General features: G+C 63.3%; 20 protein-coding genes. 14 read left to right on the top strand and 6 right to left on the bottom strand.

What is annotated here, in order from left to right; genetic code table 11:
• Nucleotides 1–66 precede the first annotated feature (66 nt).
• The 7 genes from MHAR_RS01930 to MHAR_RS01900 all read left to right on the top strand — a co-directional run bounded on the left by MHAR_RS01930 (nt 67) and on the right by MHAR_RS01900 (nt 6,336).
• Entirely contained in the window at nt 67–465 is a 399-nt protein-coding gene (locus MHAR_RS01930) for a molybdopterin dinucleotide binding domain-containing protein (protein ID WP_228369623.1), read from the top strand.
• Nucleotides 462–1,754, top strand: coding sequence for a formylmethanofuran dehydrogenase subunit B (locus MHAR_RS01925; protein ID WP_014585947.1), 1,293 nt, complete (start codon nt 462–464; stop codon nt 1,752–1,754). Before MHAR_RS01930 ends, MHAR_RS01925 begins: the two co-directional genes overlap by 4 nt.
• The gene (locus MHAR_RS01920) at nt 1,744–3,429 is read left to right on the top strand and encodes a formylmethanofuran dehydrogenase subunit A (protein ID WP_014585946.1); all 1,686 of its coding nucleotides are present in this window, start codon (nt 1,744–1,746) and stop codon (nt 3,427–3,429) included. Before MHAR_RS01925 ends, MHAR_RS01920 begins: the two co-directional genes overlap by 11 nt.
• A complete protein-coding gene (locus tag MHAR_RS01915; RefSeq protein WP_014585945.1) occupies nt 3,430–4,200 on the top strand; it encodes a formylmethanofuran dehydrogenase subunit C in 771 nt (256 codons plus the stop codon).
• 78 nt (nt 4,201–4,278) lie between these two features.
• Nucleotides 4,279–5,421 carry a formate--phosphoribosylaminoimidazolecarboxamide ligase family protein gene (locus tag MHAR_RS01910; RefSeq protein WP_048144250.1) on the top strand — a complete coding sequence of 381 codons (1,143 nt, stop codon included), beginning with the start codon at nt 4,279–4,281 and terminating at the stop codon, nt 5,419–5,421.
• 28 nt (nt 5,422–5,449) lie between these two features.
• The gene (locus tag MHAR_RS01905) at nt 5,450–5,893 is read left to right on the top strand and encodes a hypothetical protein (protein WP_014585943.1); all 444 of its coding nucleotides are present in this window, start codon (nt 5,450–5,452) and stop codon (nt 5,891–5,893) included.
• Nucleotides 5,890–6,336: a hypothetical protein gene (locus MHAR_RS01900; protein WP_014585942.1), complete on the top strand. Its 447-nt coding sequence runs from the start codon at nt 5,890–5,892 to the stop codon at nt 6,334–6,336. Before MHAR_RS01905 ends, MHAR_RS01900 begins: the two co-directional genes overlap by 4 nt.
• A gap of 76 nt (nt 6,337–6,412) precedes the next feature.
• Here MHAR_RS01900 and MHAR_RS01895 read toward each other — a convergent pair whose 3' ends face one another.
• From MHAR_RS01895 to MHAR_RS12780, 6 genes are all read right to left on the bottom strand, one after another.
• Nucleotides 6,413–6,688 carry an amphi-Trp domain-containing protein gene (locus MHAR_RS01895; protein WP_048144752.1) on the bottom strand — a complete coding sequence of 92 codons (276 nt, stop codon included), beginning with the start codon at nt 6,686–6,688 and terminating at the stop codon, nt 6,413–6,415.
• 95 nt (nt 6,689–6,783) lie between these two features.
• Complete coding sequence (locus MHAR_RS01890) at nt 6,784–7,272, bottom strand: HIT family protein (RefSeq protein WP_014585940.1); 489 nt, start codon at nt 7,270–7,272, stop codon at nt 6,784–6,786.
• Between the two features lie 2 nt (nt 7,273–7,274).
• On the bottom strand, nt 7,275–7,892 hold the full coding sequence (purN, locus tag MHAR_RS01885) for a phosphoribosylglycinamide formyltransferase (protein WP_014585939.1): 618 nt from the start codon (nt 7,890–7,892) through the stop codon (nt 7,275–7,277).
• 29 nt (nt 7,893–7,921) lie between these two features.
• Complete coding sequence (albA, locus tag MHAR_RS01880; RefSeq protein WP_014585938.1) at nt 7,922–8,191, bottom strand: DNA-binding protein Alba; 270 nt, start codon at nt 8,189–8,191, stop codon at nt 7,922–7,924.
• A 77-nt stretch (nt 8,192–8,268) separates the two neighbouring features.
• Nucleotides 8,269–8,847, bottom strand: a complete 579-nt coding sequence (locus MHAR_RS01875; protein WP_014585937.1) for a Kae1-associated kinase Bud32 — start codon at nt 8,845–8,847, stop codon at nt 8,269–8,271.
• A gap of 84 nt (nt 8,848–8,931) precedes the next feature.
• A complete protein-coding gene (locus MHAR_RS12780) occupies nt 8,932–9,270 on the bottom strand; it encodes a CGGC domain-containing protein (protein WP_048144751.1) in 339 nt (112 codons plus the stop codon).
• Between the two features lie 179 nt (nt 9,271–9,449).
• Here MHAR_RS12780 and MHAR_RS01865 point away from each other — a divergent pair, with 179 nt between their 5' ends.
• The 7 genes from MHAR_RS01865 (at nt 9,450) to MHAR_RS01835 (ending at nt 15,116) form a co-directional block, all read left to right on the top strand.
• On the top strand, nt 9,450–9,926 hold the full coding sequence (locus MHAR_RS01865; protein ID WP_014585935.1) for a MogA/MoaB family molybdenum cofactor biosynthesis protein: 477 nt from the start codon (nt 9,450–9,452) through the stop codon (nt 9,924–9,926).
• A 105-nt stretch (nt 9,927–10,031) separates the two neighbouring features.
• Nucleotides 10,032–10,592: a CBS domain-containing protein gene (locus tag MHAR_RS01860; protein ID WP_048144249.1), complete on the top strand. Its 561-nt coding sequence runs from the start codon at nt 10,032–10,034 to the stop codon at nt 10,590–10,592.
• Between the two features lie 43 nt (nt 10,593–10,635).
• Complete coding sequence (locus MHAR_RS01855) at nt 10,636–11,412, top strand: CBS domain-containing protein (RefSeq protein WP_014585933.1); 777 nt, start codon at nt 10,636–10,638, stop codon at nt 11,410–11,412.
• Complete coding sequence (locus MHAR_RS01850) at nt 11,409–12,365, top strand: CBS domain-containing protein (RefSeq protein WP_014585932.1); 957 nt, start codon at nt 11,409–11,411, stop codon at nt 12,363–12,365. Before MHAR_RS01855 ends, MHAR_RS01850 begins: the two co-directional genes overlap by 4 nt.
• A complete protein-coding gene (locus tag MHAR_RS01845; protein ID WP_014585931.1) occupies nt 12,362–13,219 on the top strand; it encodes a CBS domain-containing protein in 858 nt (285 codons plus the stop codon). Before MHAR_RS01850 ends, MHAR_RS01845 begins: the two co-directional genes overlap by 4 nt.
• Nucleotides 13,220–13,221: 2 nt before the next feature.
• Nucleotides 13,222–13,998: a CBS domain-containing protein gene (locus MHAR_RS01840; protein ID WP_014585930.1), complete on the top strand. Its 777-nt coding sequence runs from the start codon at nt 13,222–13,224 to the stop codon at nt 13,996–13,998.
• Entirely contained in the window at nt 13,995–15,116 is a 1,122-nt protein-coding gene (locus tag MHAR_RS01835) for an RNA ligase (protein ID WP_014585929.1), read from the top strand. The genes MHAR_RS01840 and MHAR_RS01835 overlap by 4 nt, the downstream gene beginning before the upstream one ends.
• The last annotated feature ends 31 nt before the right edge of the window (nt 15,117–15,147 follow it).

The raw sequence follows: 15,147 nt of genomic DNA, 5'->3' as shown, positions 1-15,147 counted from the left end.
CCGTCCCCAGGGTACGACCGCACAATATTTAGCCCTGGGGAGGGGAGGGGATAGAGTTTGAATCTGATGGTGATCAGTTTGAAGGCGATCATGATATCCGGGCGCACCCTCGGCCAGGGTGCCACCTGTGAGGCGAAGATGTCCCCCGAGTTCTTCAGGGCCACATCCACCTGCTCCCTCGCCGACTCGGACTACGACGCCCTGGGAATACCCGAGGACGGGAACGTCCTGGTGAGGAACGGGTTCGGCGAGGTCGTCGTCTCGGCTAAGAGGGACGGGGGCCTCCCCCCGGGGCTCATCTTCATACCGATGGGCCCCTGGGCTAACGCCGTCGTGGGGCCGGAGACGGGCGGCTGCGGGACCCCCCTCTTCAAGGGAGTCGAGGTGGAGGTGGCGAGGACGGATCGGAGGGTGAAGGGCGTCCGGGAGCTCTTCGCCGACCTGGCGCCGGAGGGGCCGGCATGATCGTCGAGGACGTCCTCTGTCCCTTCTGCGGCTGCCTCTGCGACGACGTCAAGGTCGAGGTGGAGGAGGGAAAGATCGTCGGGGTGAAGAGGGCCTGCAGGCTCGGCTCGAGCAAGATCCTGGGGCACGAGAGGACGGCGGCCCCCATGGTCCGAGGGGACGGTGAGCTGGTGGAGACGACCTACGAGGAGGCGTACGACCGGGCCGCCCGGATCCTGAAGGAGGCGAAGAGGCCCCTCCTCTACGGCTGGTGCTCGACGGTCTGCGAGACCGCCAAGCTGGGGATCCTTCTCGCGGAGGAGGTGGGAGGGGTCGTCGACTCCACCGCCACCGTCTGCCACGGCCCCTCCATCATAGGGATCGAGGAGAAGGGGATGGCGGGGGCGACCCTCGGCCAGATTAAGAACCGGGCCGACCTGATCGTCTTCTGGGGCGCAAACCCCGCGGAGGCCCATCCCCGCCACACCGGCCGCTACTCCTCCAACGCTCGAGGGATGTTCACCCCCGAGGGGAGAGGGGGGAGGAAGGTGATAGTCGTCGACGTCCGGGAGACGAGGACGGCGAAGAACGCCGATAAGTTCATCCTCATAAGGCCCGGGACCGACTACGAGGTCCTCTCCGCCCTCCGGATGATCGTCAAAGGGAAGGGCGAGATCGTCCCGGAGACGGTGGCGGGGGTCGCCAAATCCGACCTGGAAGAGGCGGCGGCGATGATGATGGCCGCGAAGTTCGGGGTCGTCCTCATAGGCCTCGGCCTGACCCACAGCCGGGGCAGGTACAAGAACGTCGACAACGCCCTCTCCCTGGTGGCGGACCTCAACGGCTTCACCAAGTTCGTGGTGATGGCGATGAGGGGGCACTACAACGTCGCAGGCTTCGGCCAGGTCTGCGCCTGGTCGACGGGCTTTCCCATGGCCGTAGACCTCTCCCGGGGGGCTCCCTACTTCAACCCCGGGGAGACGGCGGCCTGCGACCTCCTGGCGAGGAAGGAGGCGGACGCCCTGATGGTCGTCGCCGCCGACCCCGCCTCAAACTTCCCGAGGGCGACGGTGGAGGCTATGGCGGAGATCCCGGTGATCCAGATCGACCCCTTCCCCAACCCCACGACCCTCCTAGCCGACGTGGTCATCCCCACGGCGGTCTGCGGGATCGAGGCGGAGGGGACCGCCTACCGGATGGACGGCTTATCCCTGCGGATGAAGAAGGTGGTGGACTCCCCCTATCCGACGGACGAGGAGGCGGTGCGGGAGATCCTCGATCGAGTGAGGAGGCTCGGCGATGATAATTGAGGGCGGGATCGTCTACGATCCAAGGAACGGGGTCCTCGGCGAGGAGATGGATATCTCCATCGAGGACGGCAGAGTCGTCGAAGAGTCCCGGGATGGCGACAAGATCGACGCCCGGGGTATGCTGGTGATGCCGGGGGGCCTCGACGCCCACGCCCACATCGCGGGGGCGAAGGTGAACACCGGGAGGATCATGCGCCCCGAGGACGGGAGGCGGGGGGCTGAGGCGAGGACGAAGCTCCTCCGGCCCCAGAGCGGATACACCGTCCCGAACTGCTACGCCATAGGCTACCGCTACGCTCGGCTCGGCTACACCACCGCCTTCGAGGCGGCGACCCCGATCCTGGAGGCGAGGCATACCCACGAGGAGCTGGAGGAGATCCCCATCGTCGACAAGGGGGCCCTCACCCTCTTCGGGAACAACTGGGAGGTGCTGGAGTGCGTCCGGGACGGCGACCTCGGGAAGCTCGCGGCCTTCGTCGCCTGGGGGCTCCGCGCCAGCCGCGGCTACGGGGTCAAGGTGGTCAACCCCGGCGGCGGCGAGGCCTGGGGCTTCGGCGGAAACGTCAAGGGGATCGACGATCCCGTCCCGAACTTCGGGGTCACCCCCCGGGAGATCATAAGGGGCCTCATGAGGGCGAACGAGGCCCTCGGCCTCCCCCACTCCGTCCACCTCCATACGAACAACCTGGGGAAGCCCGGAAACTACGAGACGACCCTCGAGACCCTCCGGGCCGTCGAGGATATCGCTGCCAGCCGGGACCGGCAGGTCCTCCACGTCACCCACATGCAGTTCTCCGCCTACGGCGGTACAGGTTGGAAAGACTTCGAGTCGAAGGCCCCCGAGATCGCCGGTTATTTCAATAGACACCAGCAGTTCACCATGGACATGGGCCAGCTGATCTTCGGGTCCGCCACCACCATGACCGCCGACGCCCCCCTGGAGTACGGGAACGCCCGCCTCCTCAAGGCGAAGTGGTCGAACCACGACATAGAGCTGGAGGAGTCGAGCGGGGTCGTCCCCCTCGTCTACGGGAGGAAGATGCCGATCAACGCCATCCAGTGGGCGATAGGCCTGGAGCTCGCCCTCCTGACGGAGGACCCCTGGCAGGTGATCATGACCACCGACCACCCCAACGGCGGGCCCTTTGTCAACTACCCGGAGGTGATAGCCCTCCTGATGAGCCGGGCGAAGAGGGAGGAGGAGCTTGCGAGCTTGCACGAGCTTGCGAGCTCGAGGTCGTCCCTCCCCTCCATAGAGAGGGAGATGGGCTGGGAGGATATCGCCATCGTCACCAGGGCCGGCCCCGCCAGGATCCTGGGGCTCCCCGAGAAGGGGCACCTGGGCTTCGGGGCGGATGGGGACGTCTCGATCTACGACATCGACCCGAAAAAGTTAGACCCCTCGAAGGATCACGAAAGGGTGAAGGCGGCCCTCTCGAGGGCGAAGTACACCATCAAGGGAGGCGAGGTCGTCGTCCGGGACGGGGAGATCGTCGCCGTCCCCCAGGGGAGGACCTACTGGGTCGACGCCTCGGTTCCGGAGGACGAGGCTGCCAAGGTCAGGGCAGACCTCGTCGATAAGTTCACCAGGTACTACAGCGTCCAGCTCTCCAACTACATGGTCCAGGACGCCTACGTCACCCGGCCGAGGGTCGTCAGGGCGGGGGTGGTCTAGATGAGGGAGATCAGGATAAAGCCGCGGCGGAGGTTTCTGGTCCCTGTAGAGGCGGAGGGGATCAGCCCCGACGTCCTCGCGCCGTTGACCCTCGAAGATATCGAGAGGCTGGAGGTCTGGGAGGGGAACCGGCGGTCGAGGCTATCCGACCTCTTCGCCATCGAGGGGGACGACGGCCCCGGGGAGGCGGAGGATGCTTATCTCCTCCTCCGCGGGGACTTCTCCCGGGTGAAGCGAATCGGGGAGAAGATGACCTGCGGCATGATTGAGGTCGATGGAGACCTGGGGATGCACGCCGGAAACGGCATGGCCGGCGGCGAGATCTCGATAAGGGGCGGAGCCGGAGACTGGCTCGGCCGGGAGATGCGGGGAGGCTTGATCAACGTCTCCGGCGACGCCGGCGACTACGTCGGCGCCGGATACCGGGGCGAAAGCTGCGGGATGCGCGGCGGCGAGATCCGGATCGAGGGGGACGCCGGGGACTACCTCGGAGAGCACCTCTGCGGCGGGAAGATCACCGTCCTCGGGGATGCCGGGGACTTCCCTGGGATCGCCAACCGGGGAGGGGTGATCATCATCGGCGGCGATGCCCACCTCCCCGGGGCGGAGATGGCGAGCGGGACCATCACAGTCTTCGGCCGCGCCCGGGTCCTCCCATCCTACCAGTACCAAGATACGGTGGATATCGACGGCAGGAGTCTCAAGAAGTTTTTGGGGGACCTCGTCGACGGCGGTAAGGGGGAGCTCTACGTCGCCTCCCTGGAGGCCTGAGGCCATGACAGTCACCTTGATAAGTGAGTACCTCTCTAGTCCAGAATTGAGATCGAGATTATTTTGGGGTGCTGAGAATTGATAGACCGGAGCAAAATTTTGGAGGTTTTGGAGGGGTACGACCTCCGCGACCCTATGATAGGGGTTGTCGCCTCCCACTCCGCCCTGGACACCTGTGACGGGGCGGTGGAGGAGGGGTTTCGAACCCTCGCAGTATGCCAGAAGGGGAGGGAGAAGACCTACGCCAAGTACTTCAGGACGACGAGGGTCGGCGGCCGGGTCGCAAGCGGCGTCGTCGACGAGGTCCGGATCCTGAACAGGTTTTCTGACCTGGTCCGGAGCGAGCAGCAGGACGCCCTCATCTCGAAGAACGTCCTCTTCGTCCCCAACCGGTCCTTCACCTCCTACTGCGGGATCGACTCGGTGGAGGACGAGTTCGAGGTTCCCCTCCTGGGGAGCAGAAACCTCCTCCGGTCCGAGGAGCGGGGGGAGGAGCAGGACTACTACTGGATCCTGGAGAAGGCGGGCCTCCCCTTCCCCGAGACGGTGGAGCCGGAGGAGATCGACGAGCTGGTGATGGTGAAGCTGCCCCATGCCGTCAAGACCCTGGAGAGGGGGTTCTTCACCGCCGCGAGCAGCGAAGAGTACCGGGAGAAGTCGGAGCTCCTCCTCAAGCACGGGGTGATCGATCAGGACGGCCTCGACCTCGCGCGGATCGAGAGGTACGTCATCGGCCCCGTCTTCAACCTCGACTTCTTCTACTCCCCGATCCTGGACCAGGTAGAGCTCCTCGGGATTGACTGGCGGTTTGAGTCCTCCCTCGACGGCCACGTCCGGATCCCCGCCCCCCAGCAGCTGACCCTCAACGAGGCCCAGGTCAGCCCCGAGTACACCGTCTGCGGCCACAACTCCGCCACCCTCCGCGAATCCCTCCTGGAGAAGGCCTTCGATCTCGCCGAAAAATACGTCGAGGCCACGAAGGTCCACTACAGCCCCGGGATCATAGGCCCCTTCTGCCTCCAGACCTGCGTCGACAAGGACCTGAACTTCTCCATCTACGACGTCGCTCCCCGGATCGGCGGCGGGACGAACGTCCACATGGCCGTCGGCCACCCCTACGGGAACGCCCTCTGGAGGACCTCCATGAGCACGGGGAGGAGGCTGATGCGAGAGGTGAGGATCGCCCTGGAGAAGGACGCCCTCGAGAAGATCGTGACCTAGTCGGACCGCCGAAGGAATATGATCCGGTATGACTGAAGGAGAGATGATCCCGGAGAGGCTGCCCAAGAGGGTCAGGAAGGAGCTGGAGAGGCTGGAGCAGAGCGGGGAGGCCCCCGTCATGGCCTTTCCGGCGGTCCCGCAGAGGTACCAGGACGAGAAGGCGAAGGCCTTCGCGCGGATGGGGGCCTTCGACGAGGCGAAGATCTCCTCCTGGATCGTGGCCACGGAGGGGGAGGTCGTCTTCATCCGGGCCGGCCTCATAAGAAACAGGGTCGACCGGTTCTCCCTCCCTCGCATAACGGGGATCGAGTACGTCAAGGAGTTCCAGGACAACACCCTGAAGATCAGGATCGGCGAGGCCGCCGAAGCCGTCCGGTTCTACCACGAGATTGAAGGGGTGCGGTTCTACCGCCACATCAAAGCCGCCCTCGATGAGCGGGACCTGAGAAAAGAGGCGGGAAAGGAAGGATGACGACGATCCGGGTCGTCGCCCACTGCCTCCTCAACCCCGAAACGAGGCTTCGGGGCCTTCCGCCCGTCCCCTTCGCCCCTGAGCCGCCGATCATCCAGCTCCCCTGCCCCGAGGCCGGACACCTCGGCCTCGACCGGTGGGAGGTCACGAAAAACCAGATCGACGTCCCCTCTTACCGGCGATACTGCCGCCAGGTCTTCGCCCACCAGGCGGACCTGATCGAGCTCCTCGCGAAGAAGGGGCACAAGATCGAGGTCGTCGGCGTCGCGAAGAGCCCCAGCTGCGGCGCAGCCTCGACGACGGAGGGCTACACCGGCGGAAGAATCCGGCCTCAGGAGCACGACCACGTCTCCGGCATGGGGATCTTCATGGAGGAGGTGGCTCTGGAGCTTGGAAAAAGGGGCGTCCCCTTCCGCCTCCGAGAGGCGGGCGGTGGAGAGTGAGACCCCCGGGGCCGCCCTGCCGGACAGCCCCGAATAGGCAGCGAGATCAGATGCAGTTTCCGGCTTTGACCGAAGGCTAGGGGTTCTCTTTGAGCTTCAGCTGAAACTCCAGCTCCCTCCTCGCCGGATCGTGCTTGTACTGCACCTCGAGCTTCATCGGATCCGCCGGGCTCACGCCCAGGGTCCAATCCCCGGTGGAGGCCTCCACCCTTCCGAGGCCCTCGATCTCATCGGCGAGGCTCCGGAGGGTGGCCGCCACCTCGGCGGCGGTCATGTAGAACTCCTGCTCGAACTTCTCTCCGCCCGTGGGGCTTCCCTTGGATTTGCCGAGCCTTCCGTTTATGCTGACCATGGAGATCACCAGGTTTAATCTGCCGCCTTGCCGATAAAATACTTTCTATATCGATAGGCTCGATCCTGGACGGTGGGCCTATTCGGGAGAGACGGTCATCCCAGTACTTCGCCGAGGGCGGCCGCCAGCTTCTCCCGGGTCTCCTGGATGTGCTCGGGGATCACCCTCGTATCCGCAAAGACGGGCATGAAGTTGCAGTCTCCCGACCAGCGGGGAACGACGTGGAGGTGTATGTGGCTTGCGATCCCCGCCCCGGCGCACTCGCCCATGTTGATCCCGATGTTGAAGCCGTCGGGGTTCATCGTCTTTTTTAGAATGGCGACGGCGAGGTCGGCGAGCTCCAGGAACTCCGCCCTCTCCTCGGAGCTCCAGCCTGCGAGGGTCGAGGTATGGCGGCGGGGGACGACCATCAGGTGGCCGTTGTTGTAGGGGTAGGCGTTCATGATGATGAAGTGATGGACGCCCCGGTGAAGGATCAGGTTCTCAGCATCCCGGTCCTCATCGATCTTCTCGCAGAAGATGCAAGCCCCCGCCTTCTCGCTCCGGATGTACTCCATCCTCCAGGGAGCCCATAAAGTCCTCAACTTCACTCGACCTCCTTTCCTCCAAATACGACCTTCCTTCCCAAGACCTTCGGCCTCCTCTCGATGAAGAGCCTCAGAGCCTCGGGGTAGGCCCGATACTCCGCCTCCTGGATCCTCGCCTTGAGGCTTTCGTGGGTGTCGTCCTCCCTCACCTCCACTGCGACCTGGTGGATGATGGGGCCGTGGTCGACCTCCTCGTCGACGAGGTGGACCGTCGTCCCCGTCACCTTGACGCCGTAGTCGAGGGCCTGCTGGAAGGCGTCCAGCCCCGGAAACGACGGCAGAAGGGCGGGATGAATGTTGATCGTCCTGCCCCGGAAGCGCCGCACGAACTCCGGGGTGAGGATCCTCATGTACCCGGTGAGGACGACGAGGTCCACCCCCGCCCGGTCGAGATGCTCCGCGAGCCTGGCGTCGTACTCGGCCCGGCCGAGGCCCGTTGGGTCGACGAAGGCGGCCTCGATCCCGGCTCCCCGGGCGATCCTGAGGGCTCCGGCCTCGGGCTGGTCCGCGAGGACGACCGCCACCTCCGCGGGGAGGCGTCCCGAGCTTATGGCCTCGATTATGTGGCGGAGGTTCTCCCCCCGCCCCGAGGATATGACCCCGATCCTGGTGGTCAACGCCAACCGCGCTCCAGGAGGGAAGAACTTCACTTCGAGAGGGTGATCTCGATGGCCGAGACGTTCGTCTCTCCACGATCGGTATTCAGGGTCTCGGTGGAGATCTGGATGTCCTTGACCTTGACGTCGCCGAGGAAGCGGCTCCTTGAGACCTCTGCCACGTCCACTGCTCTTGATATCGCTCGTCCCCTGGCCATGATCTTCACCTCTCCGGCGCCGCTGTTGAACTGGGTGACCACCGCCAGTACGTAGTTCATCACTGGTTTGCTGCCGACGAATACCACATCATCTTCTGCCATGTACCATCACCACTTGGGAACTAATAGCACTGCGGAGGTTGATAGGGATCGTTTACTACATAAAGTTAATGATTTGGTCAGAGATACCGACCCCGGGCCTCGATCTCCCCGACCCTCCTTAAAACCTCCCCGGCCCGGGCATAGGTTCGGGCGTAGCCCCGGCCGAAGGCAGAGATCAGCTCCTCGGGCCGGTCGTGGCAGCTCCTGACGGTCTGAAAAAATACGTGGACATCCACCCCCTGGGCCTCGATCCCCTGGTCGTGGAAGGCGAGGCCGAAGTCGATGAAGTAGATCTTCTCCCCCTGGAGGATCATGTTGGAGGTGGTGAGGTCGCCGTGGACGATCCCGCAGGCGTGGAGCCTTCCCACCAGCTCCCCCACCCCCTCGGTGAGGGCCGGATCGATCCGATCCTTCAGCTTCACCCCCTCCACGTGCTCCATGGTGAGGCTGAACGAATCGACATCCAGGACGATCGGCGTCGGGACGCCGCACCTGCGGGCCTCGGAGATGATCCGGGACTCCATCACCGTCCTCTCCCGCCGGATCCTCTCGTCGAGGGCCGCCATCCTGTACCCCTTGGGAAGCCTCCACTTCGTCACCCTCTCCCCCGCCTTGGTGATCACCGCCTCGGCGCCCCTCCCGATCTCCTCAGCCATCTACCGCCAATCCCCCCATCTCTATCTCTGCATCCTCTGGATCGTTTATTATCTCCGGCGGCGGCTCTGACCCGTCTCGCCAAGTCAGTGGGTGCCCATCACCACCGGAACGCCGGCGTTCTTCCTTATGGCCCCGGCGATCTCCTCAGAGTACCTGCACGCCGGCTCCGAGGGTATCGGCTTCGTCATGCAGGTGGATAGGAAGATCACCTCGGCGCCCCTCCGCACCATCTCCTTCGCCTGGCGGACGGCGTCTCTCCCGGGGCATCCTCCACACGAGGCCATTCCGATTATATCGATCTCCTCGCCCGAATAAGGAGCAAAGTTCCCTGATCTCTCCTTTATTGCTCGAAAGCAAGAGGTGCCGGGGCATGTTCTCATAGCACTTTCACATCGGATGAGCCCAATTCTGGTCAATTGCATCAACCCGCATCCTTCTGGCCTTCCCTTCCGGCCTTTGGCGGGATGAGATCTTGGAGATCCTCCCCTTATATCCTTTGGGCATCCCGGGGGAGGGAGCGGCCGGACCGGGCCGACCCTCCCAGAGGAGACCCCTGGTGCTGGAGAGAAGAGCTTTATCCTTCCAGGACGGATAACTGATCGTGATCATAGATGTCGTCGTCGTGAGCACCTCCCGATTTCGGAGGTTTGGGGCGGCAGCAGAGCCGAAGGGGGCGGAGGACCTCTCGGGGAGGGCGATCCTGGACCGGCTTGAGGCCGCCGGCAGGAGCTTCACCTACAGGCTCATCCCCGATGGGGCGGAGGAGGTGAGGAGGGCGATCCTCGAGTCGGAGGCGGACGTCGTCGTCCTCTGCGGCGGGACCGGCCTCGCCCCCGGCGACATGACGATCGAGGGGGCGGAGCCCCTCTTCGATAAGACGATCCCCGGATTCGGGGAGATCTTCAGGCAGAGGAGCCAGGAGGAGGTGGGGACGAGGGCGATCCTCACCAGGGCGGCGGCCGGGGTGGTCGGCGGCGTTCCCGTCTTCTGCCTCCCGGGGTCGCCGTCGGCGGCCAGCCTCGGGATCGACCTGATCCTCGCCGAGGTCGATCACATCCTCCACCACATTTCAGAATGACGAAAATTATAATACATTTTAAATTTGAGAGAAAAGGATGCAGTGATCCTTTTATAGGGGGAATCTCTTTAATAAGAGCGGCGATCTGCCGCGGAGGTGAGTACCATGGAAACAGAGATTCCGGTGCGGGATATAATGGCCCGACCTGTGATCACCATCGATTCCAAGGTTGATGTGGTGAAGGCTGCGAACAAGATGTTCTCCGCAAACGTGGGCAGCTTGATCGTGATTCACGACGACCAGCCGATGGGAATCATAACTGAGCGGGACCTGGTCGGGAAGATAGTCGCCAGAGCCGCAAACCCCAGAGAAGTGAAGGTGAGGGACGTGATGTCCTCGCCCCTGATCACCGTCCATCCAGACGTGAGCCTGAGCGAAGCCGCGATAAAGATGCTCAAATCGGGGGTGAAGAGGCTCCCGGTGATATCCAGCGACGGAAAGCTGGTGGGGATCATCACCGACACCGACCTCGTCTCCGGGTCGGCCTCCATCGGGATGGGCGAGATCCTCAGCCATCTCATCGAGATGCACAGGGACAGCGTCCATTTCGAGGAGCAGAGGGAGATGATAAGAGGGATCTGCGAGCGGTGCGGCCAGATATCAGACTCTCTGGAGTCGGTGAACGGCGAGCTCCTCTGCTGGAGCTGCAGAGACGGGAATAGATGAGCTTATTGGAGTCATCCGGAATTGAGGAGGAGGAGGGTTAGATATGGGAGTTTCAGTTGAAGAGATCATGTCAAAGGACCCGGTCAGCGTAGAGGAAGGAGACTTCGTCACCCGGGCGCGACAGCTTATACGCGACAACCAGCTCAGGGGGCTGCCGATCCTCAACGGCGAGGGGCGAGTCGTCGGGATAGTCACCGACCGGGATATGCTGAAGGTACCGTCCACCAGGTCTAACGTCACCGTCTCCGGCTTCTCCGTGGAGGCCCCCCTGGTCACCCCAAAGACGGATATGGCAGAGGCAGCGAAGCTCCTCCTTTCGGCCAATTATGCGATACTCCCAGTCGTCCCGTCCTCGGAGGACCGCCGGCTCCTGGGGGTGGTCAGCCCCATCGACATCTTCAAGAAGATCGACCCGGAGAAGCTCGCCGGAAAGAGGGCGAAGGATGCCATGAGCAGGGAGACGAAGACCTGCTCTCCCCAGGACCCGGTGACGAAGGTCTGGGACGCCATGGTCGATTCCGACTTCACCGGGATGCCGGTGGTGGACGAGAGGGAAAGGCCCCTGGGGATGATCACCCGGTTCGACATAATAAAGACGGGGGGCGCCCGGATGGGGAGAGACACCAAGGACGTGATGAAGGTGGAGAAGCTGATGAGCACCCCCCTCTTCACCGTAGCTCCGGAGTCGAGCCTCCGCGACGCCTCGAAGCTGATGCTCGACCGCGAGATAGGGAGGATATCCGTGGTGGAGGACGGAAAGCTCGTCGGAATAATCGACAGATACGACGTGATCAAAGCCATCTTTGGTGAGGGACAATGAAGAGACATTCAGAGGATCGGAAGGATTCCAAGATAAGAATGCCGGGAGCGATGGACAGGGGACCGGTCCAGTTCGATTCCAGAGTTGCCAAGCGCGCAGGGGACGTTCTCACCATAGCAACCAATGAGGTGGTGACGGCTCCTCCCACCACCACCATCATCGGCGCCATAAAGATCATGACGTCTTACGGCTTCGGGAGGCTGCCGATAGCCGATGCCGGAACCCGACGGCTCCTGGGCTTCGTCACCGGCGTGGACGTCGTAGACTTCCTCGGAGGCGGCATAAGGCACAACCTCCTGAAGAAGAAGTACGAGAGAAATATCCTCGCCGCCATCAACGCCGACATCCGGGAGATCATGAGCCCCAGGCTCATATCCATCGGGGAGAAGGCCTCCGTGGAGGAAGCCCTGAGGCTGATGTACGAGAAGAACGTGGGAGGTCTTCCGGTCGTCGACGATGAGGGGAGGATAAAGGCCCTGGTCACCGAGCACGACTTCGCCAAGCTCGTCGCCGGGGTGAACACCGGGATCAAGGTGGAGGAGTTCATGAGCCCCTCGGTCATCACCGCCAACGGCCAGATCTCGATCGAGAAGACGACGAAGATCATGGTCCAGCCAGGAGGCTTCAGAAAGCTCCCGGTCGTCCAGGACTCCATCCTGATCGGGATGGTGACCGCCTCCGACATCATGAGATACCTGGGGAGCGGCGAGGCGTTCGAGAAGGTGGTGACCGGCGACATCGGCGATGTGATGAGCCAGCCCATAAAGGTCCTGGTGCGGAGGGACATCGTCTCCACGGAGAAGGATGCGGATCTCGGCTGGGCGGCGGAGACGATGATGGATAAGGGCGTCGGCGCCCTTCCGGTCATGGACAGGGGATCCCTCCTGGGGATCATCACCAAGAGGGATTTCATCAGGGCATTTGCTGAGGAGAAACGAGGGATCATTCCATGAGCAAGGTAAAAGACTACATGCAATCTCCCGTCTACGTCATCGATAAAGAGGAGCCGGTCCAGAGGGCGAGGAACCTGATGCTGAAGCACTACATCAGCAGGCTCCTCGTGATGGACGGAGACAGGCTGGCGGGGATTGTGACAAAACACGACATTTCACACCGACTGAGCCAGGCAGCCCCCGAATGGCGGAGGAGGCCCATCAGCAAAGTACCCGTCAGGCTGGTGATGACCGAACGTCCCATCACCATCTACCCCGGGGCCACCGTAGAGCAGGCCGCGGAGATCATGGCCGAGAACGGCATCGACGGCCTGCCCGTCGAGAGGGACGAGGGAGAGATCGTGGGCATAATAACCTCGAGGGATCTCTTATCATACTTTGTGGGTAAGATCCCCGATTCGAAGGTGGGCGACCTGATGGCCCAGGGCGTCGTCAGCGTCCACAGGCACCACACCATCGACCACGTCCTCGATGAGATGGTGGAGAACGGCGTCGACAGGGTCGTTGTCTGTGAGGACAACGCCACCCCCGTAGGGGTGATAACCCACACCAACCTCGCAATATCGGGATTGTCCGACGCAAAAGACGAGCTGAAGAGTAAGAACATCAAGATGACGAGGAAGGAGAGCACCGCCGGGAGGAAGGAGTACAGGTACGTCAAGGTGGTGCCCTTGGTGGCGGAGGACGTCATGTCCTACCCGATCATCTTCACCGGCCCCGAGGTCAAAGCCATAGATGCCGCCAAGATCCTCCTGGAGAAGGAGATATGCGGCCTCCCGGTGGTGGACGACGGGAAGGTGGTGGGGTTCTTCTCGACCCGGGACATAACCGCAGAAGTGGCCAGGTGGTCGTAATCATGTTGGTAAAAGATATCATGTCGACGCCGGTGACCATAGACAAGTCGGAGAGGATCGCCCACGCTCTGGACGTCATGGAGAAGAACGACCTCCGGAGGCTTCTCGTCACCTCCGACGGCAAGCTCGCCGGCACCATCACCATGAGACAGATCGCGAGGGTCCTGGGAACGAGACAGAGGATGGGGATGCCAGCCTCGTCCCTTCACGTCACCGCCGCCACCTCGGATACGGTGACCAAAGTCCACCCCGAGATGAAGGTGGAGGAGGCGGTCGTCCTCCTCCAGAAGACCTCGGTCCTGGTGGTGATGGAAGAAGAGGAGATCCTGGGATGGGTGAGGCCGAAGGATATGCTGAAGGCCCTCCGGATGACGGGGCTCGCCGCAGACGCCATGAGGACTCCCCTCACCGCCACCCCCTCCGACCGGCTGATCCACGTCCGGAGGGTGATGCTCGACCGGGACGTCGGGAGGCTCCCGGTGATGGAGAACGGGAAGCTGGTGGGGATCATATCAGAGCGGGACGTGGCAAAGTCGCTCCGGGCCTTCCGGGACCTCGTCCCCAGCAGCCAGCAGGAGGCGAGGATCAAGAACCTCCTCGTCTCGGACGTCATGAGCCGGGGCGTCAAGTCGATCATGATCGACACCCCCCTGGAGGAGGCGAGGAAGATGATGCTGGAGGAGGACCTGGGCGGGATGCCGGTCCTGAACCAGAACAACGAGCTGGTGGGGATGCTGACCAGGAGGTGCTTCTTCGACTACCTGGTGAAGCCGAAATGAACCTCGGGGCCGTGGCGGAGAGGCTCGGGATCTCAGCGGAGAGGATGGAGAAGATCCTAGGACGGATCGTCCGCCCCTCCGACTGGCCGCCGCCCCGCCTCCTCAGGTTCGACAAGGCCGTCGCCGGGATCGAGGCGGGGACGGTCGTCTTCGACGAGGACGAGATCGTCTTCGGCTACCCCAAGATCAGGCGGGCGATGATGCTCGACCCCGCCCTCCGGAGACATTTCTCCTCCGGGGTCCTCGTCGAGGAGAAGATGAACGGCCACAACGTCCGGGTGGCAAGGGTGGGGGAAAGTACCGTCGCCCTAACCCGGGGGGGGTTCATCTGCCCCTACTCGACGGAGGTGGCCCGGGAGCAGATACCCCCCGAGATCTTCAGGGACCACCCGGACCTGGTCCTCTCCGGGGAGATGGTGGGGCCGAAGAACCCCTACGTCCCGAAGGAGGTCTACCCTGCTGAGGCGATGGACTTCTACCTCTTCGACACCTCCCGGAAGGGGAGGAGGGATCTCGAGGGTCCCCTCCGGACCCATGCCCTCGCCGAGGAGTACGGGATCCGGGCCGTCCGGCTCTTCGGCGAGTTCGGCCTCCAGCAGGCAGCGGCCGAGATAAGAGAGATCGTCCGGGATCTGGGGGCCCGGGGTCGGGAGGGGGTGATCGTCAAGGACCCGGAGAACCTCGCACGCCCCATCAAGTACACCAGCTCCGAGAGCAACTGCCGGGACCTGGAGTACGCCTTCCGCTACTACAACGACTACGGCCAGGACTTCTTCTTCTCCCGGGTCGTCCGGGAGGGGTTCCAGGCGGCGGAGTGGGCCGAGGGGGAGGCCGAGTTCCTGGAGAGGTGCCTCCGGCTCGGAAGGTCGATGCTCACCCCCATGAGGGAGACGGTGGAGGCGAAGATGGTGGGGGAGCCGATAGTCCAGGAGGTGGAGATTTTGGTGAGAGACCTCCAGACGGCCCGGGACTTCGAAGAGCACTTTCGGAGGATGGGGGTCAGGGCGATCTTCGACCCGCCTCGGAACTCTCGGGGGGGCCACCTGGTGAAGATAAAGAGGCTCGTCTTGAGCACCAACGACAAGACGGAGTCGATCGTCGAGGGTCAGCTCTGGTGACCCCGCGACGGCCAAGATCTTCGGATCGGAT

Source organism: Methanothrix harundinacea 6Ac, assembly GCF_000235565.1.
Lineage (GTDB): Archaea > Halobacteriota > Methanosarcinia > Methanotrichales > Methanotrichaceae > Methanocrinis > Methanocrinis harundinaceus.
Note: the sequence above shows the minus strand (reverse complement) of the source record. Positions and strands in the feature narration are given on the sequence as shown.

Coding starts and splice junctions, on each gene's coding strand:
- MHAR_RS01855 (WP_014585933.1), top strand. CDS start 10,636: ATGGGAGTTTCAGTTGAAGAGATCATGTCAAAGGACCCGGTCAGCGTA.
- MHAR_RS01860 (WP_048144249.1), top strand. CDS start 10,032: ATGGAAACAGAGATTCCGGTGCGGGATATAATGGCCCGACCTGTGATC.
- MHAR_RS01895 (WP_048144752.1), bottom strand. CDS start 6,688: ATGGTCAGCATAAACGGAAGGCTCGGCAAATCCAAGGGAAGCCCCACG.
- MHAR_RS01900 (WP_014585942.1), top strand. CDS start 5,890: ATGACGACGATCCGGGTCGTCGCCCACTGCCTCCTCAACCCCGAAACG.
- MHAR_RS01925 (WP_014585947.1), top strand. CDS start 462: ATGATCGTCGAGGACGTCCTCTGTCCCTTCTGCGGCTGCCTCTGCGAC.
- MHAR_RS01875 (WP_014585937.1), bottom strand. CDS start 8,847: ATGGCTGAGGAGATCGGGAGGGGCGCCGAGGCGGTGATCACCAAGGCG.
- MHAR_RS01840 (WP_014585930.1), top strand. CDS start 13,222: ATGTTGGTAAAAGATATCATGTCGACGCCGGTGACCATAGACAAGTCG.
- MHAR_RS01930 (WP_228369623.1), top strand. CDS start 67: ATGGTGATCAGTTTGAAGGCGATCATGATATCCGGGCGCACCCTCGGC.
- MHAR_RS01835 (WP_014585929.1), top strand. CDS start 13,995: ATGAACCTCGGGGCCGTGGCGGAGAGGCTCGGGATCTCAGCGGAGAGG.
- MHAR_RS01850 (WP_014585932.1), top strand. CDS start 11,409: ATGAAGAGACATTCAGAGGATCGGAAGGATTCCAAGATAAGAATGCCG.
- MHAR_RS12780 (WP_048144751.1), bottom strand. CDS start 9,270: ATGCAATTGACCAGAATTGGGCTCATCCGATGTGAAAGTGCTATGAGA.
- MHAR_RS01920 (WP_014585946.1), top strand. CDS start 1,744: ATGATAATTGAGGGCGGGATCGTCTACGATCCAAGGAACGGGGTCCTC.
- MHAR_RS01845 (WP_014585931.1), top strand. CDS start 12,362: ATGAGCAAGGTAAAAGACTACATGCAATCTCCCGTCTACGTCATCGAT.
- MHAR_RS01905 (WP_014585943.1), top strand. CDS start 5,450: ATGACTGAAGGAGAGATGATCCCGGAGAGGCTGCCCAAGAGGGTCAGG.
- MHAR_RS01915 (WP_014585945.1), top strand. CDS start 3,430: ATGAGGGAGATCAGGATAAAGCCGCGGCGGAGGTTTCTGGTCCCTGTA.
- albA (WP_014585938.1), bottom strand. CDS start 8,191: ATGGCAGAAGATGATGTGGTATTCGTCGGCAGCAAACCAGTGATGAAC.